The 18,813-nt window shown below is 57.3% G+C and carries 19 protein-coding genes; 10 read left to right on the top strand and 9 right to left on the bottom strand.

What is annotated here, in order from left to right:
- The first annotated feature begins 64 nt into the window (after positions 1-64).
- Complete coding sequence (locus RUESEDTHA_RS01605) at positions 65-805, top strand: SDR family NAD(P)-dependent oxidoreductase (RefSeq protein WP_180883767.1); 741 nt, start codon at positions 65-67, stop codon at positions 803-805.
- The gene (locus RUESEDTHA_RS01600; RefSeq protein ID WP_180883765.1) at positions 805-1,731 is read left to right on the top strand and encodes a 3-hydroxyacyl-CoA dehydrogenase NAD-binding domain-containing protein; all 927 of its coding nucleotides are present in this window, start codon (positions 805-807) and stop codon (positions 1,729-1,731) included. The genes RUESEDTHA_RS01605 and RUESEDTHA_RS01600 overlap by 1 nt, the downstream gene beginning before the upstream one ends.
- 22 nt (positions 1,732-1,753) lie before the next feature.
- Here RUESEDTHA_RS01600 and RUESEDTHA_RS01595 read toward each other — a convergent pair whose 3' ends face one another.
- On the bottom strand, positions 1,754-2,524 hold the full coding sequence (locus RUESEDTHA_RS01595; protein WP_255431585.1) for a DUF3299 domain-containing protein: 771 nt from the start codon (positions 2,522-2,524) through the stop codon (positions 1,754-1,756).
- 368 nt (positions 2,525-2,892) lie between these two features.
- Here RUESEDTHA_RS01595 and RUESEDTHA_RS01590 point away from each other — a divergent pair, with 368 nt between their 5' ends.
- The 3 genes from RUESEDTHA_RS01590 (at position 2,893) to RUESEDTHA_RS01580 (ending at position 6,091) form a co-directional block, all read left to right on the top strand.
- Positions 2,893-3,093 carry a hypothetical protein gene (locus RUESEDTHA_RS01590; protein WP_180883761.1) on the top strand — a complete coding sequence of 67 codons (201 nt, stop codon included), beginning with the start codon at positions 2,893-2,895 and terminating at the stop codon, positions 3,091-3,093.
- Entirely contained in the window at positions 3,090-4,586 is a 1,497-nt protein-coding gene (locus RUESEDTHA_RS01585) for a GMC oxidoreductase (protein ID WP_180883759.1), read from the top strand. Before RUESEDTHA_RS01590 ends, RUESEDTHA_RS01585 begins: the two co-directional genes overlap by 4 nt.
- 101 nt (positions 4,587-4,687) lie before the next feature.
- Positions 4,688-6,091, top strand: coding sequence for an MATE family efflux transporter (locus RUESEDTHA_RS01580; RefSeq protein WP_255431584.1), 1,404 nt, complete (start codon positions 4,688-4,690; stop codon positions 6,089-6,091).
- Between the two features lie 6 nt (positions 6,092-6,097).
- Here the strand turns inward: RUESEDTHA_RS01580 and RUESEDTHA_RS01575 are convergent, their stop codons facing one another.
- The 8 genes from RUESEDTHA_RS01575 to RUESEDTHA_RS01540 form a co-directional block, all read right to left on the bottom strand.
- The gene (locus RUESEDTHA_RS01575) at positions 6,098-7,198 is read right to left on the bottom strand and encodes a M56 family metallopeptidase (RefSeq protein WP_180883757.1); all 1,101 of its coding nucleotides are present in this window, start codon (positions 7,196-7,198) and stop codon (positions 6,098-6,100) included.
- Positions 7,185-7,580, bottom strand: a complete 396-nt coding sequence (locus tag RUESEDTHA_RS01570; RefSeq protein WP_171120934.1) for a BlaI/MecI/CopY family transcriptional regulator — start codon at positions 7,578-7,580, stop codon at positions 7,185-7,187. Before RUESEDTHA_RS01570 ends, RUESEDTHA_RS01575 begins: the two co-directional genes overlap by 14 nt.
- 66 nt (positions 7,581-7,646) lie before the next feature.
- Positions 7,647-8,051 (bottom strand): DUF2160 domain-containing protein, encoded by a 405-nt coding sequence (locus RUESEDTHA_RS01565; protein WP_171122714.1) that lies wholly within the window; start codon positions 8,049-8,051, stop codon positions 7,647-7,649.
- Between the two features lie 8 nt (positions 8,052-8,059).
- Complete coding sequence (locus RUESEDTHA_RS01560) at positions 8,060-8,857, bottom strand: carbohydrate ABC transporter permease (protein ID WP_170410573.1); 798 nt, start codon at positions 8,855-8,857, stop codon at positions 8,060-8,062.
- Positions 8,854-9,717, bottom strand: coding sequence for a carbohydrate ABC transporter permease (locus RUESEDTHA_RS01555; RefSeq protein ID WP_180883755.1), 864 nt, complete (start codon positions 9,715-9,717; stop codon positions 8,854-8,856). The genes RUESEDTHA_RS01560 and RUESEDTHA_RS01555 overlap by 4 nt, the downstream gene beginning before the upstream one ends.
- Positions 9,714-10,790 carry an ABC transporter ATP-binding protein gene (locus RUESEDTHA_RS01550; protein WP_180883753.1) on the bottom strand — a complete coding sequence of 359 codons (1,077 nt, stop codon included), beginning with the start codon at positions 10,788-10,790 and terminating at the stop codon, positions 9,714-9,716. The genes RUESEDTHA_RS01555 and RUESEDTHA_RS01550 overlap by 4 nt, the downstream gene beginning before the upstream one ends.
- Positions 10,790-11,839 (bottom strand): ABC transporter ATP-binding protein, encoded by a 1,050-nt coding sequence (locus RUESEDTHA_RS01545; RefSeq protein WP_180883751.1) that lies wholly within the window; start codon positions 11,837-11,839, stop codon positions 10,790-10,792. The genes RUESEDTHA_RS01550 and RUESEDTHA_RS01545 overlap by 1 nt, the downstream gene beginning before the upstream one ends.
- A 63-nt stretch (positions 11,840-11,902) precedes the next feature.
- Positions 11,903-13,642 (bottom strand): ABC transporter substrate-binding protein, encoded by a 1,740-nt coding sequence (locus tag RUESEDTHA_RS01540; protein ID WP_180883749.1) that lies wholly within the window; start codon positions 13,640-13,642, stop codon positions 11,903-11,905.
- A 316-nt stretch (positions 13,643-13,958) separates the two neighbouring features.
- Here RUESEDTHA_RS01540 and RUESEDTHA_RS01535 point away from each other — a divergent pair, with 316 nt between their 5' ends.
- Genes RUESEDTHA_RS01535 through RUESEDTHA_RS01515 form a run of 5 tightly spaced genes read left to right on the top strand, consistent with a single transcriptional unit; the run spans position 13,959 to position 18,813 of the window.
- A complete protein-coding gene (locus RUESEDTHA_RS01535; protein WP_180883747.1) occupies positions 13,959-15,320 on the top strand; it encodes a V-type ATP synthase subunit B in 1,362 nt (453 codons plus the stop codon).
- Positions 15,298-15,903, top strand: coding sequence for a V-type ATP synthase subunit D (locus tag RUESEDTHA_RS01530; protein WP_180883745.1), 606 nt, complete (start codon positions 15,298-15,300; stop codon positions 15,901-15,903). Before RUESEDTHA_RS01535 ends, RUESEDTHA_RS01530 begins: the two co-directional genes overlap by 23 nt.
- On the top strand, positions 15,900-17,696 hold the full coding sequence (locus RUESEDTHA_RS01525; RefSeq protein ID WP_180883743.1) for a V-type ATP synthase subunit I: 1,797 nt from the start codon (positions 15,900-15,902) through the stop codon (positions 17,694-17,696). Before RUESEDTHA_RS01530 ends, RUESEDTHA_RS01525 begins: the two co-directional genes overlap by 4 nt.
- Complete coding sequence (locus RUESEDTHA_RS01520; RefSeq protein ID WP_170422131.1) at positions 17,693-18,136, top strand: ATP synthase subunit C; 444 nt, start codon at positions 17,693-17,695, stop codon at positions 18,134-18,136. The genes RUESEDTHA_RS01525 and RUESEDTHA_RS01520 overlap by 4 nt, the downstream gene beginning before the upstream one ends.
- Entirely contained in the window at positions 18,136-18,813 is a 678-nt protein-coding gene (locus RUESEDTHA_RS01515; protein WP_180883742.1) for a hypothetical protein, read from the top strand. Before RUESEDTHA_RS01520 ends, RUESEDTHA_RS01515 begins: the two co-directional genes overlap by 1 nt.

Below are 18,813 nucleotides of genomic sequence, written 5' to 3'. Positions count from 1 at the left end.
GCAGTATGTTCGGCGAAATGTCAGAAGCCCGCACATTGGTGCAGCGCATGAGGGACGTGCAGTGATGCGGTTAGCAGGAAAAACAGCACTTGTGACTGGTGGGGGACAGGGAATTGGCCGTGGAATTGTTGAAGCCTTCGCAAACGAAGGCGCGTCAGTGACGACATGCGGCCGTGGGCCAAGGCCGGACGGGTTGAAGGACGACATCGTCTGGATATCGCTTGATGTCACCGACGCTTCTGCCGTGGACGATCTGGCAACATCGGTCAAAGACCTAAGCATCCTTGTGAACAACGCAGGCGTGCAGGTCGAAAAGAACGTGGTCGAAAGCTCGGACGCAGATTGGAACGCAGTGATTGGAACGAATTGCAAAGGCGTATTCAACCTCTGCCGCGCATTTATCCCCCAAATGGCAGAGGGCGGCTCGATCATCAATATCGGTTCTATCTCCGGGATGGCCGCGGATCCCTCGATGGCTTTGTACAACGCATCCAAGGCTTTTGTGCACGGGCTCACCAGATCAATCGCGGTCGATCACGGGCCGAGGTTGCGCTGCAATGCGATTTGCCCCGGCTGGATTGAAACAGGGATGTTGGACGCCGGGTTTGATCTGGCGAATGACCCCGACGCTGCGCGTCGCGACGCGCTGGCGCGGCACGCTGTTCGAAGGTTCGGCAAGCCACAGGATATTGCAAACATGGCGGTCTGGCTGGCTTCGGACGAGGCAGGTTTCGCGACTGGTCAGTTGTTCACTGTTGACGGTGGCATGACTGCGGCTTCGCCCCTAAATCCGGGATTGTTTTGATGGATATTCAACATACGGCCTGCCTTGGTGGCGGTGTTATTGGCGCAAGTTGGGCCGCATTGTTCCTGGCTTCGGGACGGACCGTTGCGATGTTCGACCCTGATCCGCGAGCTGAAGGAAAGGTGCGCAGCTATATCGCGGACGCCTGGCCTTCGATGGAAGAACTGGGCCTTGTTCGGAACGGAAACCCGGACGCGATCACCTTTTGTCACCATGCGCCGCAGGCTGTGGAAGGTGCTGGTTTTGTGCAGGAAAATGTACCTGAGCGGTTGGACATCAAGCACGCAACCTTCGCCTTGATCGAACCTGCGTTAGAGCAGGATGTAATTGTCGCAAGCTCTGCTTCCGGCTTGACGCTGGGACAGATGCAAACCGGATGGGCGGACCCCTCACGCTTTGTCTTGGGGCACCCGTTCAACCCGCCGCATTTGATTCCGCTGGTTGAAGTGCAGGGAAACGACAAGACGGCTTCCGGCGTTGTCCAAGCTGCACAGGGTTTTTACGAAAGCCTCGGCAAAACGACGATCCGAGTGAACAAAGAGGTTCCGGGGCATGTGGCCAACCGCCTGCAGGCTGCACTCTGGCGCGAGGCCATTCACCTTGTTGTCTCTGGCGTTGCATCGGTCGAGGACGTCGATAAGGCGGTCTGGGCTGGACCGGGCCTGAGATGGGCGGCAATGGGACCGACCATGTTGTTCAACCTCGGGGCAGGAGAGGGCGGTCTGGAAGCGTTCTGCGACCACTTCTCGGACACGTTCAACGGATGGTGGGATGATCTAGGTCAGGTCCATTTGACAGATGATGTGAAACGGCACATGACCGAGGGTGTTCAGGCGGCGTCACAGGGACAGACGCCTGCTGAACTGTCCAGAAAACGCGATGCGCTTATCGTTTCAGTGCAAAAGTCTGTATCTGGGTTGCGATAAAGCACAAACCTTACCCCCGGACCTAGTCAGGCGTCGTCTGCCCACCGGTCTTGCGACGGCCAGCCGCGCGGAGTTTGTCGGCTGCGCTGTCGCTCCACTCTAAACGATCCTCGCGGCTTTCCAGTGTTTCAACCCGATCAGCATCCAGCATGAACGTCGCTCGCATTGGCATAAGACCGTCCACGACAACCATCTGGTGGTCGGTCGGATCAATGTTCAATTGACCCGTCAAACGGACAGGTTCGTGAAAATAGGCAGGTGTCCAATCACTGTTCAGCCTGACCCGGATCATCTGGTTCGGAGGAGGAGGGGGCATGTGGCTGCACATTCCCCGTTGGGGGACCAGATACGCAATCTGGCGACCTTCTGCGTCGGGCGGTGCCGGGATAGCAAATCCCGCAACGGTTATGTTTTTGCCATCAAATACCGGATTTCCCGCATTCGCCGCTTTTTCCCGACGCTCCATGACGACGTGACGCTGGTCAAGCAACCAGTCGATGTCGATGCCGCCTGCGGCCAAGGCAGCTTCGGTTTCGTCCAGCATCTCTTGCCAGTTCTGACGTTCTTCTCTGGTTCCGCTATCCTGTTGTAGCCTGCCGCGCAGTCGGACGACAAACAGCACATCATCGAATTCCTCGGGGCTGAGGTCGCTGTAGGGGTCTTCAAAGACTTGGGCGACCGGGTCGGGAAGGTCCGCCCAGTCAACCGAAACACCAGCCGACGCACCGCTCGCATGAAGTGATAGCGCGACAATCGCGACAGCCAAACCTTGAGCCCATTTCTTCAATAACAACGACTTTTCCCGCATTACTTGCTTTTGCTACTCATAATATAGGTCACTTTGATCCGGGAGAAGGCGGATAATTTCACCACCCTAGGTGAAAACAATCTTTTGATCCCGCGAGCGCCCATCCAAAGGGTCGCTCACTCGCCTGCACATTGGTCGGCCTGAGTTTAAGTCGCTGCCTTAACTGCAACTTCGCTTTAGTTTTACGCGTGCCGTTTCCCGCCTGATTTTTGCAAAGGTCGCGCTAAATCGAGGCGAATTTTTAGGTTTTGCCAAAACCCACTTAAAGAAAGTATAATTACTGGGCTTACTGTTGCTATGGCTGGTTTTGGCCATTCGCGCATTTGTTGTTTGTAAGAGTATTGTGGTTACCGATGGCTTCACAGAAACGAACTGTTAAGCGGCGGCACGTATTTGGTGTGCTGGCCGCCATTGTTTTGATACCGCCGATCACACGGGTTGGTTTTCTGCGGATTAAGGACAACCCCCTTCCACCAGTTGCAGACCCCAAGCCTGTCCTTGTCGATGGCTGGTTGTTGGACGAAAGCGATCTCGAGGGTGGAGAGGTGTCATGATCCTCGACGCACGAGGCGACATTCCCGCAATGGATGACCGTTACGATTGCTGCATCGTGGGTGCCGGGCCTGCTGGAATGACGCTTGCCTTCAAGCTGGCAGAATCCGGCCAACGTGTTCTTTTGCTTGAAGCTGGCGATTGGGACGTGACCTGGGAATCTCAGGACCTGTACGAAGGGGAAAATCTGGGGTTGGAATACTATCCCCTGTCAGCCCCGCGTCTTCGAGCCCTGGGTGGAAGCACGGGGCATTGGGGCGGGGTGTGCCTGCTGCTGGACCGTTCTGATTTCCTGCCGCGCGATGATGTTCCGCTAAGTGGCTGGCCAATCCGCTTTGAAGATCTGGAGCCCTATCTGGAAGAGGCTGCCAGCCTTCTGCAAACCGGTCGCTTCAGCGCGGATATTCGAAAACCTGTTGATGACCTTGGAAATCTGGAGGTCGTTGAACAGCGTTTCAGTTCCGATCGTCAGTTTCATGATGTTCGAAACGAAGACCCCGTTCGTTTTGGTGTCTCTTTCAAAGACAGACTGAAGAAAACTCCGAATATTGATCTGATCCTGAACGCCAATGTCGTGGGGTTTGCGGTCGACGGTGATACAGGCCGTATCACCCAGGCGCAGGTTCGCAATTATGAAGATGGGCAAGGCGTGGCCAAGGCCAACCGGTTTGTGTTGGCATTGGGCGGCATCGAAACCAGCCGCATGTTGCTGCACCTGAATGCGGGCCACGAAAATCGTTTTGGCAACCAGAACGATATGGTCGGGCGGTGTTTCATGGAACACCCGATTATCGACAACGACACCTACTTTATTACCAAGCGGCTCTATTCGCACTCACCCACGTGGGAGCTTGAACGCCTGTTGCGCCGGTCCCGGCCTGAACTTTTGCTGAGCCCCAGCCACGATCACATGCTCAAGAACGGTTGGCTGAATTCTGCTGTGCGGCTGCAACGCCTCAACCCTCTGCCGATCAGAGAAAAAGCAATCGGCGACGCCGAGTTTATCAAGGGCCTGCAATTCGAAGAGGACTACTTCTTTACCGGGACGTCCTTTGTGATGGGGGAACAGCAACCCAACCCCGCCAGCCGAATTGTGCTGACCGAAAATCGGGACAGGTTTGGCTTGGGCATCGTCGGGCTGGACCTGCGGTTGACCGAGAAAGATATCGAAACCCTGCGCGGTTCTACAGCCGAAGCTGCCAAGTTCCTGATCCGCAGCGGACTTGGTCGAATGCGCGTCGATCCGTCTCTTTGGAACCGTGAGCCGCTGGAGCAGTTGCCGCTTGACTATTCCAGTCACCATATGGGCGGCGCGCGTATGTCTTTGACATCTGAAACCGGCGTGGTCGACGCCAATTGCAAGGTGCATGGTGCGCCCAACCTTTATGTTGCGGGGTCAGGGGTTTTCCCAACCAGTGGGCATGCAAACCCGACCTTCACGATTGTTCAGCTTTCACTACGTCTGGCCGAGCATTTGGCTGATCCAACTGCCTAGGGTACCGCAGACCGCAAAAGACCTGATGGCCTCAATAAACGGTTGCGTAGTTGCGGTATCCGCTGGCAAATTGCTGTCGCAAGCGGGGGGACATCGAGCACATGCAATCAGGATCGTCGGGCAAGGCTGTTTTTCTGACAGGCAGCCTGATGCGGCACGTCACACGGATGTCGCTGACCACAAGTATCGGGTTGATGGCAATATTTGCCGTCGACTTCGTGGACATGGTCTTCATTTCGATGCTGGGCAATGACGCGCTGGCCGCGGCCGTGGGATACGCGGGCACTCTGCTGTTTTTTACGAACTCCGTTAATGTCGGTCTTTCGATCGCCGCAGGTGCGTTGGTGGCGCGAGAACTGGGTGCTGGGCGCCCCGAACGTGCAAGGCAGTTCGCGACCAGTGTTGCAATTCTGGGCATATTGTTTGGTTTAATCGTGTCCGCCATCGTGATGATTAACATACGCTTTCTTCTGTCTGCTTTGGGGGCAGAAGGTGAGGTGCTGCGTCTGGCGGCGCGCTACGTGTCGATCATTTTGCCGACCATGTGGGTCATGGCCATGGCGATGGCCGGCATGGCCGTTCTGCGCGCGAACGGGGACGCCCGGCGTTCGATGATGGCGACGATTTATGGTGGGATCACAAACGCTGTCCTGGACCCGATCCTGATTTTCGCTGTGGGACTCGGGCTGGACGGCGCGGCCATTGCGTCAGTGATCGCACGTATTTGCATGTTGATCGCTGCGATCAGGCCCGCCGTGCGTGTCCACCGTGCGTTTGCGCGCCCGTCGTTCCAACAGGTTCTTGGCGATTTCCGCTCGGTACGGGCAATTGCTGTGCCTGCTGTTTTGACGAATGTTGCAACCCCGGTGGGAAATGCAATCGTCATCCGTGAAATCGCCCAATTCGGCACAGACGCCGTTGCTGGTATGGCCGTGATTGGACGGCTGATACCTGTTGCATTCTCGGTCATCTTTGCCCTGTCGGGGGCAATCGGGCCGATCGTAGGGCAGAATTTCGGTGCCGGGCAACACGACCGCGTAAAAGAAGCCTTTTGGTCCGGGGTCAAGTTTACGGCCGTCTACGTTTGTCTCATGGCCGCAACATTGTATATCCTGCGGGAACCTATCGCGGATTTGTTCCGCGCACAGGGGGAAACGCGGGCCTTGATATATCTTTTCTGTGGGCCTCTGGCGCTTGCGTCATTCTTCAATGGGGTGATTTTCGTCTCCAATGCCAGCTTTAACAATTTGGGCCATCCCGTGTATTCGACCTGGGTTAACTGGGGGCGACACACTTTGGGAACCTGGCCATTCGCCGTAGCTGGTGCCTATATCGCAGGCGCGCCCGGCGTGTTGATCGGGCAGGCACTGGGGGGCGTCATATTCGCGGCGATCTGTATCGTTCTAGTCCGCCGCGTCGTGTCGCGATTGAAGGAACCTCAGCCAGTTGATCCGTTTTCGGGACAAAAACGGCTTCAGGCTCTATTTGGACGGCGCGGTTGGTAGGGAAGGTCAGTCGGACTGACTGCTGCGCGCTTCCAACCTTTCAAGGTTCACCACAGTGGACAGCATGATGCGGTCGTGGCTCCAATCATCTGCCTGACGAACCGAGGCTGCGGCCAATCCAAGCACCATCGCAAACGCGATTGTCAGGCCGAGAAACAGAAGCGGCACGGAAGATTGAACCGAGGGCGCTTCGGCCAAGGCGATTACCCGTTGACGCAGCACTCGTTTTGCCTTGCCTCCCGTTACCAAGGCCACGTTCAAGACGCGTGGGCTTCCTTGAACAACGGTTCTGGCGCAATAGTCCAATAGACAGGTTGTATATTCGCGCGCGTTGATACCCCTGCGGGCAACAACGGATTGGTCGCAGGCAAGTTCGCGGAGCCGGTCAAACTGGTATTTCAAAACAACATAGGCCGGGTTCCAGAACAGGAGCGGGCGCATCAATTCAAACCCCAGTTCCCACTCAACATCTCCGGCGCGCACATGCTGCAATTCATGCGCCAGCGCAAAGCGCAATTCGCGCGGGGTATCAAGAAGATGGCTGGGCAAGACAACATGACGTCTGCGCAGACCGCGCACTGCAAAAGGTACGGCGATGCGATCAGATAGCCGGATATCGACTTTGGCAGAACGCCGCCATAGATAGCTGCTGTTGATTGTGTTGCGTATCGCCAAAGCGTCATACGCAATCCGAACCGCGTACCCAACCGAGACGATTGCAAGAAGGACAAGCATAGCAGACACAACCGGATACTCGCCCGAGAATACCAGATCGCCCCAGCGCTGACGTGTGTTGAGCAGCGCCTCAAACTGAGTGGCTGGCATGGCAATATCGCCCCGCAAATACGCGGCGACAGCGATATCCCCGATCGCGACAACACCGCGGGCCGATGTCTGAGCGGCCAGCGCGAAAACGCCAAGGGCAAGCACAGGACTGAGAACAACACACAGGCACAGCGCCTTGAGCGCGCGAAGCTGGATCACAAACCCATGTTGCAAAGGCGTCTTTGCAAGGGCAGCTCTGACCGCCAACCATACAAATGCTGCCAGAACAAGAACAAGGTTCAGTTCGAGATAGGCATCGAGAACCGGTTTAACCGCCGTCATTTTGCAGTCTCCTTTCTACCAATGCCCGAATTTCCTCTAGATCGGCTTCGCTAAGGCCGGCGTCGTCCACCAGACGCGCGACCAGCGTGGCCGGTGTGTCGTCGAACAAAGTTCGCGACAGGTTCTGCAGCGACCGGGCCTGATACCTGTCTTTCTCCAGCAGCGGCGTATAGATCAGCGTCTTTCCGTCCTTGCGGCTTTCGACAAAGCCTTTCTCGTCGAGAATTCGCAGGATGGTGGCGCCGGATGTATAAGCTAGATTGCGTTCAGCAGGCAGACGATCAAGCACGTCACGGACCGAGCCCTGACCTAGTGCCCAAAGCTCATTCATGAACTCCAGCTCTACTTCGGTCAGCAGGTTTGTTGTTTTTTTCTTTCGCATCGGTCTTTCGTGTCGCATTTTTTAGTATGCCTGACAGACAAGCATCCTTTCGCTGTTTCGCAAAGCTCAAACTTTCCAGAAGACGAAAATACCCCAGCCGATTGACAGGAACAGCGGTGTCCAGACGGGCTGTCCCACGAATCCCAGCCAGGCAAGAAAGATGTAGGCCGATCCCAATAGGGTGATGAACAGACGATCGCCCAGTGTGGTCGTCAGGCCCAGAACGCCGCGCCGTTCGATCCCGTCGCGGAACTTGGTGGCTTCGAGGACGCCGATCAAAGCAATAGCTGAGAAGATGCCAACAAACACGGCCAGTGTGGCCGGTGTCCATGCCATCCAAAAATCGGGCCAAAGGGGATCCGTCCAGGAAAACCCTTTCTCTTCTTCCTGCCCGACATTGCCCCATCCGGCTTTGGCTTGGGCGAAGGCTGTGGAAGGCAGGAAGGGGAGGGTAAGTAGTAGTTTACGCATATCGAACCTCAGACACGGCCCATCGCGAAACCACGCGCGATGTAGTTGCGGACAAACCAGATGACGATGGCGCCGGGGATAATAGTCAACGTCCCGGCAGCGGCCAGCAGGCCCAGCTCATACCCCGCGCTGGACGCGGTGCGGGTCATGACGGCGGCGATGGGTTTGGCTTCGACTGCGGTAAGCGTCTTGGCCAGTAGCATTTCCACCCAAGAAAACATGAAGCAGAAGAACGCGGCCACGCCGACGCCCGCTTTGATGTTGGGCAGAAAGATCGTCACGAAGAACCGCGGGAAGGAATAGCCGTCCACATAGGCGGTTTCGTCCAGTTCCTTGGGGATGCCGCGCATGAAGCCTTCCAGAATCCACACGGCCAACGGCACGTTAAACAACGTATGTGCCAGCGCCACGGCCAGATAGGTGTCGAACAGGTGAATCGACGAGTAGAGCTGAAAGAATGGCAGCGCGAATACGGCTGCTGGAGCCATTCGGTTGGTCAGCAGCCAGAAGAACAATTGCTTGTCCCCCAGAAACCGATAGCGCGAGAACGCATAGGCTGCGGGTAGGGCCACACAGACCGAAAGCACCGTATTCAGGGTCACATAGGTGATTGAGTTGATATACCCCCAGTACCACGTCGGGTCCGTAAAGATCGTGATGTAGTTGTCCAGCGTAAAGGTCTGGGGAAACAGGGAAAAGCCCGACAGGATCTCGTTCGTGGTCTTGAAGGACATCGCCACCAGCCAATAGATCGGCAGCATCAGGAACGCGATATACAGGATCGGGATAAGGGACCGCTTCTTCATTGCGCGTCATCCTTTGTCATCAGAGTGTAGAAGAGCCATGAGACCAGCAGCGTGATGGCGAAATAGATCAGGCTCATCGCGGCTGCAGGGCCAAGGTCGAACTGTCCCAACGCGATCTTCACAAGGTCGATCGACAGCAAGGTGGTCGAGTTTCCGGGGCCGCCTCCAGTCAGAACGAAGGGCTCGGTATAGATGTTGAAACTGTCCATGAAGCGCAGCAGAACGGCGATGGTCAGAACGGTTTTCATCTTGGGAAGCTGGATATAGCGGAACACCGACCACGGGCTTGCGCCGTCGATCTTGGCGGCTTGGTAGTAGGCATCCGGGATCGACACGAGGCCCGCATAACACAGCAGGACAACCAGCGAGGTCCAGTGCCAGACATCCATAGTGATGACTGTGATCCACGCTGACAGCGGCTGCTGCGTCATGTCATAGTTGATGCCCAGAACGTCATTCAGGAAATAGCCCATCAGGCCGATTTTCGGCAGGGTGAAGATGTTCCACATCGAGCCAACCACGTTCCACGGGATCAGCATCGGCAAGGCCATTAGCACCAGACAGACCGGCACCCAGAACCCTTTGCGGGGCATGGACAGGGCGACGATGATGCCCAAGGGCACCTCAATCAGCAGGATCAGGAAGGTAAAGAGGAACTGCCGACCGAGGGCCGCTTGGAACCGGTCCGACCGCAGGATTTGTTCGAACCAGCCCAGTCCTTCCCAGAAAAACTGGTTGTTGCCAAAGGTTTCCTGTACCGAATAGTTGACCACCGTCATCATCGGCACCAACGCGTTGAACGCGACTAGCGCCAGAACGGGCAGGACAAAGAACCACGCTTTTTGGTTTTCCGTTCTCATTGCGACCGCTCCTCGGTTGCGATCCAGCCGTCGCGGTAGACGCGGGATTGTTCTGGTTTAAATTGCAGAAAGACCTGCGAACCCGGCTCGGGCACGCTGTGTTCCGTCACCGCTTTGAGGGCCGTATTGCCGACCATGGCGCTGACCACGTAGTGGCGGCCGATATCAGCCACCTTGGTCACATGGGCCGGGATACCAGTGTCGCCAAAACCCACATACTCGGGGCGAATGCCCAGATCGGTGCGACCTCCATCGCCGTGAGTGGGGCCTTCCAGCATGACCTCATGACCCTCGAAAACGGCACGGTCGCCTTTGGCCTCACACGGCAGAACGTTCATGCCGGGCGATCCGATGAAATGGCCGACAAACGTGTGCTGGGGCCGCTCGAACAGTTCAACCGGCGTGCCAATCTGCACAACTTCGCCTTCCTGCATCACCACCACTTCGTCGGCAAAGGTCAGCGCCTCGGTCTGGTCGTGGGTCACGTAGATCATCGTCGCTTTGACGCGCTGGTGCAGCTCTTTCAGCTTGGACCGAAGTTTCCACTTCAGGTGCGGGTCAATAACGGTCAGCGGCTCGTCGAACATCACCGCGTTCACGTCATCACGGACCAGCCCGCGCCCCATCGAGATCTTCTGCTTGTTGTCCGGGCTGAGGCCACTGGCGCGGGTGCCCAGCATATCTGTGACGTCCAGCATCTCGGCGATCTCATCAACGCGCCGCTTGATCGTTGCCGGGTCAACCCCTCGGTTCTTCAGCGGAAAGGCCAGGTTTTCGCCTACGGTCATCGTGTCGTAGATCACCGGAAACTGGAACACCTGCGCAATGTTGCGTTGATCTGGGGGCAGGGCAGTCACGTCCTGACCGTCGAACAGAATCTGCCCCTCAGATGGGGTCAGCAAGCCCGAGATGATGTTCAGCAGAGTTGACTTGCCGCAACCCGACGGACCCAACAGCGCATAGGCCCCGCCGTCGCGCCATGTGACATCGATTTCCTTCAGTGCATAGTCTTCGGGGCCTTTCGGGGACGGCATATAGCTGTGCCTAAGGTTTGAAAGCTTGATCTGCGCCATTAGACAACCCTTTTCCCGTCTTGGCTGAAGTACCGGCAATGCGCTGGATTCATGTAGAAACTATGGTCTTCGCCAACCTGATAAGGGTGAACACCTGCCGCCAGAGAAACCCAGGCGTCGTCCCCATGTTGGAAATGCGCACTGGAATCCGAGCCCGAAAGTTCGGTCACGATCACGCGGCCCGTCAGTTCTACATCGGTGTCAGATGTACGGAATGGGGTCACCCGGTGCGGGCGGACGGCGACCATGTATTCGCCATCGGCCATGTCCGAGACAGCCCAGCCTCCGCCGCCAGCAAGCTGCGCCTGTGCGCTTGATACGGTGATCCGCGCCACGTTGATCGGCGGGTCCGAAAAGACGCGCGCAGCCGCGATGTTTTCGGGGTTACGATAAATATCTGCGGTCGGGCCGAACTGCGTTACACGTCCGTCTTCCATCAGGGCGGTGTAGCCACCCAGCAGCAACGCCTCTTCGGGTTCCGAGGTCGCGTAGACCACCACTGCCCCGCGCCCCGCGAACAGATCGGGCAACTGCTCGCGCAGTTCTTCGCGCAGTTTATAGTCGAGGTTGGCCAGCGGCTCATCCAGAAACACCGCTCGGCTTTCCTTGGCAATGGCGCGGGCCAGCGCTGTACGTTGTTGCTGTCCGCCCGAAAGCTCATGCGGGCGGCGGTGCAACATAGGGCGCAGTTGCAACAGATCGGCGGCCTCTTCCACGCGGCCCTCGATCTCGGATTTCGCCATGCCCGCCACGCGCAGGGGCGAGGCGATGTTGTCGAATACCGTCATATGCGGGTAGTTCACAAAAAACTGGTGCACCAGGCTGATCTGACGCTTTTGCGTGTTCAGCCGGGTCACGTCCTGTCCGTCCATCAGCACTTTGCCAGAGGCGATCGGGTCCAGCCCGGCCATCATCTTGATCAGAGAGGTCTTGCCTGATCCCGTCGCGCCCAGCAGCACATTGAAATGGCCGGTCTGAAGCGTGAGGTTTGTGGGCTTGATGTGGATGACGTTGCCAACCCGTTTGGTGGCGTCTTGAAGTTCGATCATCGGGGAATCTCGCGGGGTATTCCGGGGGCAGGCCGGGCTTGTGCCCGGCCTACGATGTTGCGTTTACTGAGCCTGCCAGCGCGCGACCAGTTCGTCATAGTTGACGGTCTGGCCTTGCGGCTTTTCGTTCTCAAGCTTGGCCTTTGGCGAACCGGCTTTCTCCAACCAGAAGGCAGGATCTTGCGGTTCGTTCAGACGCGGGCCACAGCCGCCGTACACACCGGCGCTTTCATCCGCAGCCTGCATCCGGGCCATGGTGATGTCCATTTCCTCGGCCAGACGGTCCATCGCCTCTTGCGGGGTGAACGCGCCAGAGTTCACGTCACCGATCTGCTGCCACCAGATCTGGGCCAGCTTCGGATAGTCCGGCACGTTGATGCCGGTCGGCGACCATGCAACGCGATCAGGCGAACGATAGAACTCGACCAGACCGCCCAGCTTGGGGGCGCGTTGGGTGAACGACTCGTGGTTGACCGAGCTGTCGCGGATGAAGGTCAGACCCACATGGGACTTTTTCACATCGACAGTTTTGGACGTCACGAACTGAGCGTAAAGCCAAGCCGCCTGAGCACGATCCTCGGGGGTCGATTTCAGGAAGGTCCATGACCCCACGTCCTGATAGCCAACCTTCTGGCCGTCTTCCCAATAGGGGCCATGTGGGCTGGGGGCCATCCGCCACAGCGGCGTGCCCTCGTCATCCACGGTGTTGTTACCTTCGGATTTCGGCTTCACCATGTCGGCGGTAAACGCGGTGTACCAGAAGATCTGCTGGGCCACGTTGCCCTGGCTGAGCGCGGGCAACGACTGGTAGAAGTCATAAGACGCCGCACCCGGAGGCGCATAGTTGCGCAGCCACTCGTCCCACTTGCGGATCGCGTATACCGCGGCTGGGCCATTTGCAGCACCACCACGCGACACCGAAGCGCCAACAGGATTACAGGTGCCCGCTTCCATGCGGATGCCCCATTCGTCGACTGGAACACCGTTCGGCTCTCCCACATCACCGGCACCTGCCATTGACAGCCATGCGTCGGTCATACGCCAGCCCAAGTCAGGCGCGCGTTTACCGTAATCCATGTGGCCATAAATCGCGACGCCGTCGACTTCTTTCACGTCGTTGGTGAAGAATTCGGCGATGTCTTCGTATGCCGACCAGTTGACCGGAACGCCCAGGTCGTAGCCGTACTTTTCTTTGAAGGCTGCCTTGTTCGCTTCGTCATCGAACCAGTCCTTGCGGAACCAGTAGAGGTTCGCGAACTGCTGGTCAGGCAATTGGTACAGTTTGCCATCGGGGCCGGTGGTGAACTGAATGCCCATGAAGTCATCCAGATCCAGCGTCGGCGAGGTTGTCGCCGCCCAGTCGCCTTCCATCATGTCGGTCAGCGGATAGGCCAGTTGCAGACGCGAGTGGGTGCCGATCAGGTCACTGTCGTTGACATAGCCGTCATACAGGTTCCGTCCGGTTTGCATCTGAGTTTGAACAGCCTGAACCACCTCACCCTCACCGAGGATCTGGTGGTTGACCTTGATGCCGGTGATTTCCTCGAACGCCTTGGTCAGAACCTCGGATTCATAGGAATGGGTTGGGATACCCTCTGACAGGACGTTGATTTCCATGCCGGCATAGGGCTGTGCAGCTTCGATGAACCACTTCATCTCACCCATCTGCTCGTCTTTCGACAGCGTTGATGGCTGGAATTCGTCATCAATCCAACGTTGTGCTGCGGCTTCGTCAGCCCAAGCAGGGCCGTGCCCCGCAATGACGGCAGCCGCCGCCACTGCGGAAAGTAGATGTCTCCGCATCTGTCTCCTCCCAAAGATTATGAGTTCCGGTATTGACCGGATGACGAACAGCATCAGCGATTTCGCGCTTAACTGTCAAACTAATTTTTTAGTAAATGGCGTAATTTTTCGGTAAGTAATTGTTTTGCATTAGAAACGCACCGTTCTCGCGCAGTCTGATGAGGCCGCGGATTAAAGCGCGCCTCATTCGATCTTCAGGTTTATATTTCCTTGCCAAGTCCTTGATTCTTTGTAAGCTGATCGTGATTTCACTGGTTTCGAGCGGATGACTTGTCCAGTGAATTCGCTATTTCTTTTAGACGACTGAGGTTCGACGATGTCCCAAAGTCTTTTGAAGTACACTCGTGTTCTGGAAATTGTCGGGGACACGATCAAGGTCAGGGTCCCGCTGGACGGCGAAGCCGATGCAGCGGTTCGGTTCAACGACCTGGCCGTGATCGAAACGGTGGATGGGCACAAGACGCTGGCGCAGGCGATTTTGATCGACCGCGATGTTGTGACCCTACAGGTATTTTCCGGCACCAAAGGTATTTCGACCGAGGCGACCGCGACCTTTCTAGGCCACCCGATGCAGACGCCCTATTCGGCCAACATTCTGGGTCGCGTCTTTGACGGGGCTGGGGTGGCGATTGACGGTGGTCCGGACCTGTCGTCCGAGCCGCGGATCGACATTGGCGGGCCAACGGTGAACCCCTCGGAGCGTGCCGTGCCGAACAAGATGATCCGCACCGATGTGCCGATGATTGACGTGTTCAACACACTGGTTGAAAGCCAGAAAATCCCGATCTTTTCGGTCTCGGGCGAGCCGTTCAATGCGTTCCTCAGTCGGATCGGTATTCAGGCGGATGCCGATATCGTGGTCTTTGGGGGGCTGGGTCTGATCTTTGACGATTACCACACGTTCCGCACCTCATTCGAGGACGCGGGCGTGTTTTCCCGCACAGTGATGTTTGTCAATCAGGCGATGGACCCGCTGGTGGAACGGCTGTTGGTGCCCGATATGGCGCTGGCTGTGGCCGAAAAATTCGCGGTCGAGGAAGGCAAGCGCGTGCTGGTGCTGTTAACCGATATGACCGCCTATGCCGACGCGATGAAAGAGGTTGGGATCAGTCAGGAACGCGTGCCGTCGCAGCGCGGTTATATGGGAGATCTCTATTCCCAGCTGGCGCGGCGGTATGAGAAAGCGTGTGATTATGCCAAGGGCGGCTCGGTCACGGTGCTGACTGTGACGACGATGCCGGGTAATGACGTGACCCATCCGGTGCCGGATAACACGGGCTATATCACCGAGGGGCAGTTTTACCTGCATTCGGGGGTGATTGATCCGTTCGGCAGCCTGTCGCGCCTCAAGCAGAACGTTATCGGCAAGACCACGCGCGAGGATCACGGGCAGATCATGAATACGATGATCCGGTTCTATTCGGAAAGCCGCGATGCTGCGCAGAAACAGGCGATGGCCTTTGATCTGTCGGATTACGATCACCAATTGCTGAAATTCGGCGCGCTGTTCCGGGCGCGGTTCATGGATATCAACGTCTCGATCCCGCTTGAGGACGCGCTGGATCTGGGGTGGAAGACGCTGGCCGAGTGTTTCCAGCCGGAACAGTTGCTGATGAAGCAGGCTTTGGTCGACAAATATTTCCCAAAGGATGCCGATGGCGCGGTTGCAGCTGAATAAATCGTCGCTGGCCCGCCAGCAGACCCAGCTGAAAAGCTATGAGCGGTTTCTGCCGTCGCTGGACCTCAAGCGGCAGCAGTTGATGGCGGAACGTGCCAAGGCGCGCGAGGATGTGCAGCGCTTGCAGCAAGAGGTGCATGATCTGGCGCAGCAGGTTGGGGAAAAGCTGCCGATGCTGGCGCAGCAGGGGGTCGATCTGGACGGGTTGGTTCAACTGAAGGACTATAAGCTGAAAGAGGCCAACGTGGTCGGTGTCAAAATGCCCGATCTGGATCGGATCGAGGTTGCTGTGCGGCCTTATTCCCTTTTGGCCAAACCCCATTGGGTCGATACCGCCGCCAGCCTGTTGCATGACATGATTGAGGCGCGGTTGCGCGTCAAAGTCGCCGAGGAACGGGTACGCATCTTTGACAAGGCCGTGGCCACGATCACGCAGCGGGTTAACCTGTTCGAAAAGGTTCTGATCCCGCGCGCAAAGGCCAATATTAAGAAGATCCGCATCTACCTGAGCGATGAGCAGATGCAGGCGGTTGTGCGCTCGAAGATTTCCAAGCGTAAACACGCACAGGAGGCGCTGTCATGAGCGTTGCGCGGCTGAAGAAACTGTCCCTCGTCGGACCAGCCGCGCAGAAGGGCGATACGCTGGAGGCTCTGCAAGCTCTGGGCTGTATGCATGTGCTGCCACTTGCGCCTCCGCCCGCCGAGCCGGAAAAGATCAGCGAACGCGGCGCGCGCAATGCGTATAAGGCGCTGCGCTTTTTGACGGATGTGCCAGAGCCGCGCCGACAGATACAGCGTGATCCGGCGTTCGAAATGGATCAGCTCGTTCGCGACGTGCTGGACCTGATGCAGCGCATCCGCGATATGACAGACCGCCGGGATTTTCTGGCCGACCGGATCGCGCAGGTACGTCCTTGGGGGGATTTGGACTTTCCGCCGACCGATGTGCTGGCTGGCAATCGGCTGTGGTTCTATCAGCTTCCCCTGAAACATCGCGATGCATTGTCAGGCATCAATCTGCCTTGGGCGATTTTGCAAGAGGACCATCGGTACATTTACGCTGTCCTGATCGCGCCCGATGATCCGGGCGACGACATCCTGCCGGTGCCGCGTACGCATACCGGTTCTTTGCCGATTCACGAATTGGAAGCGCAACTGGAAGAAGCCGAGATCGCGATAGAGGCGTTGGAGGCTGAACGGGTTGCCCAAACACGTTATCTGACCCTGATGCGCCGTAACTTGTCGTCAGCAGAAAGCGCCGCGGAACTGGCTCATGCGACCCAGAAGGTCCGCGACGCAGAGGCAATGTTCGCCTTGCAGGGCTGGGTGCCCGAGGACCGTATCGAAGCGGTTCTGGACATGGCCAAATCCAAAGATGCCGCCGTTCTGATTGAAGAACCGGGGCCGGATGACAATCCGCCGACTCTGCTGGAGCAACCGGAGGACCGAAGCGCGGCCGTTGATCTTGCGTTGTTCTATCAGGTGCCGGGGTACAAGGACTGGGACCCAAGTATCATCGTCGCCGCCTCATTCGCGTTTTTCTTTGCCATGATCGTGGCGGATGCAGGGTACGGAGCAGTCATTCTGCTGGGTCTTTTGGCATTCTGGAAACGGATGGGAAAAACGCCGAGTGAAAGGTCGTGGCGCCGATATGGAGTGATCATTTCCGGCGCTACGATCATCTATGGCGTGTTGGTCGGCAGCTATTTCGGTGCATCACCAGCCGAAGGCACGGTTTGGGCGAAGCTCAAGATACTGGACCTCAACAACTTTGGTGCGATGATGATGATCTCGATCGTGGTTGGCGTATTGCATCTGGTGTTGGCCAATGCTTTGGCCGCGCGCGCGGCGTGGGGGCAGCGAAGGGCCGTTGCAAACCTCGGCTGGATCGGAGCCTTGATCGGTGGGTTTATCCTGTGGCTCAGCTATATGAAGGACGGGTCGATGCTGCCGGGGTCAGGTGTATTGGCTGCGGGTGTTCTGGCCATTGTCCTGTTTTCAAGCGAGCGGGTGGTGCGCAAACCAATCGACTGGCTGTGGCGGCTGATAGATGGGCTGCAAAGCCTAGCTGGTGCGATGGGTGCTTTTGGCGATGTGCTGAGCTATATGCGCCTGTTTGCGCTGGGGTTGGCCTCGGCCTCGCTGGCGATCACGTTCAACGATCTGGCTGTTTCTGTGATGCAGGCGATGAAGGGGCCGGGCATACTGTTCGGCCTGCTGATCCTGATCGTCGGCCATATTCTGAACTTCGCACTCGCGATGATGAGCGGCGTCGTTCACGGTTTGCGTCTCAATTACATCGAATTCTTTAAATGGGGTCTGCCGGATGAAGGCATCGTCTTTCGCCCGTTCGCCCGCAAGGAGGTACAGGAATGAATGAGCTTGTATTGACATTGGGTTGGCTGGGTATTTACGCGCCAATGGCGTTGGGCGCGGCGGCAAGTGCCATTGGGTGCGCAATCGCTGGGCAGGCCAGCATCGGCGCTATGACTGAAACCGAAGGCGGTTATGGTCGGTTCGTCGGTGTCTCGGCATTTCCGTCAACGATGGTGATCTACGGGATCGTCATCATGTTTACCCTGAACCGGGACGTGACACCGGAAAATGCGGGCGGGCTGTTTGGGATCGGCATCCTTTCGGGCATTGCGCTGATGTATTGCGGTATCTGGCAAGGACGGGCCTGCGCCGCGGCAATCAACGCAACGAAAGAGAAACCCGAAATCTTCGGCCTTGCGCTTGCTCCGGCGGCAATCATCGAAGGGTTTGGCGTTTTCGCCTTCGTATTTGCTTTGGTCATCAGCGCGGGGATTAGCTGATGGCACAGGATGGAATGATCTCTCATGGTGTTGATGCCCTGATCGACAAGTTGCGAAATGACGGCGTTGCCGCAGGTCAGGCCGAGGCCGAGAAGCTGCGTGCCGAGGCTAAGGCTGAGGCCGCCAAAATCCTGGCAGATGCCAAACGCGAAGTTGAGGCGCATCAGAAGAAAGCCCGCGCCGACGCCGACAATTACCGCGCCGCCGGAGAAGAGGCGCTGAACACCGCGATGCGCGATGCCGTGTTGACGATGAAAGCTGGCTTGACCGACCGCTTTCGCCAAGATGTCGAGCGCCTTGTCACCAAGGAAATGGCCGATCCCGAGATGTTGAAACAGATGATCCTTGAGGTTGTTGGGCGGGCCGCAGCGGGCGCTAAACTGGACGGTAAAGTGCAGGTGATCTTGCCCGCGAAAGTGGCCACTCAGGAAGATATCAAGCAGAACGCCGACGATATCCAGTCTGGTAAATTGACCAAGTACGTGCTGGGTTTGACCGCCGAAATGCTGCGGGAACAAGTCGAGCTGCACGCGTCAGAGGATACGCAGGATGGCATTCGCATTCATGCCGAGGAGCAGGGCGTTGTTCTGGACCTTACGGACAAAGCCGTGGCCTCTTTGTTGATGGAGCATCTGCAACCCAGGTTCCGCGCCGTGCTGGAAGGCGTGATCCGCTGA

The organism is Ruegeria sp. THAF57 (genome assembly GCF_903914075.1).
Lineage (GTDB): Bacteria > Pseudomonadota > Alphaproteobacteria > Rhodobacterales > Rhodobacteraceae > Ruegeria.
This window is presented reverse-complemented; position numbering and strand designations above follow the sequence as displayed.

Coding starts and splice junctions, on each gene's coding strand:
- RUESEDTHA_RS01605 (WP_180883767.1), top strand. CDS start 65: ATGCGGTTAGCAGGAAAAACAGCACTTGTGACTGGTGGGGGACAGGGA.
- RUESEDTHA_RS01600 (WP_180883765.1), top strand. CDS start 805: ATGGATATTCAACATACGGCCTGCCTTGGTGGCGGTGTTATTGGCGCA.
- RUESEDTHA_RS01590 (WP_180883761.1), top strand. CDS start 2,893: ATGGCTTCACAGAAACGAACTGTTAAGCGGCGGCACGTATTTGGTGTG.
- RUESEDTHA_RS01585 (WP_180883759.1), top strand. CDS start 3,090: ATGATCCTCGACGCACGAGGCGACATTCCCGCAATGGATGACCGTTAC.
- RUESEDTHA_RS01580 (WP_255431584.1), top strand. CDS start 4,688: ATGCAATCAGGATCGTCGGGCAAGGCTGTTTTTCTGACAGGCAGCCTG.
- RUESEDTHA_RS01575 (WP_180883757.1), bottom strand. CDS start 7,198: ATGACGGCGGTTAAACCGGTTCTCGATGCCTATCTCGAACTGAACCTT.
- RUESEDTHA_RS01570 (WP_171120934.1), bottom strand. CDS start 7,580: ATGCGAAAGAAAAAAACAACAAACCTGCTGACCGAAGTAGAGCTGGAG.
- RUESEDTHA_RS01565 (WP_171122714.1), bottom strand. CDS start 8,051: ATGCGTAAACTACTACTTACCCTCCCCTTCCTGCCTTCCACAGCCTTC.
- RUESEDTHA_RS01560 (WP_170410573.1), bottom strand. CDS start 8,857: ATGAAGAAGCGGTCCCTTATCCCGATCCTGTATATCGCGTTCCTGATG.
- RUESEDTHA_RS01555 (WP_180883755.1), bottom strand. CDS start 9,717: ATGAGAACGGAAAACCAAAAAGCGTGGTTCTTTGTCCTGCCCGTTCTG.
- RUESEDTHA_RS01550 (WP_180883753.1), bottom strand. CDS start 10,790: ATGGCGCAGATCAAGCTTTCAAACCTTAGGCACAGCTATATGCCGTCC.
- RUESEDTHA_RS01545 (WP_180883751.1), bottom strand. CDS start 11,839: ATGATCGAACTTCAAGACGCCACCAAACGGGTTGGCAACGTCATCCAC.
- RUESEDTHA_RS01540 (WP_180883749.1), bottom strand. CDS start 13,642: ATGCGGAGACATCTACTTTCCGCAGTGGCGGCGGCTGCCGTCATTGCG.
- RUESEDTHA_RS01535 (WP_180883747.1), top strand. CDS start 13,959: ATGTCCCAAAGTCTTTTGAAGTACACTCGTGTTCTGGAAATTGTCGGG.
- RUESEDTHA_RS01530 (WP_180883745.1), top strand. CDS start 15,298: ATGGCGCGGTTGCAGCTGAATAAATCGTCGCTGGCCCGCCAGCAGACC.
- RUESEDTHA_RS01525 (WP_180883743.1), top strand. CDS start 15,900: ATGAGCGTTGCGCGGCTGAAGAAACTGTCCCTCGTCGGACCAGCCGCG.
- RUESEDTHA_RS01520 (WP_170422131.1), top strand. CDS start 17,693: ATGAATGAGCTTGTATTGACATTGGGTTGGCTGGGTATTTACGCGCCA.
- RUESEDTHA_RS01515 (WP_180883742.1), top strand. CDS start 18,136: ATGGCACAGGATGGAATGATCTCTCATGGTGTTGATGCCCTGATCGAC.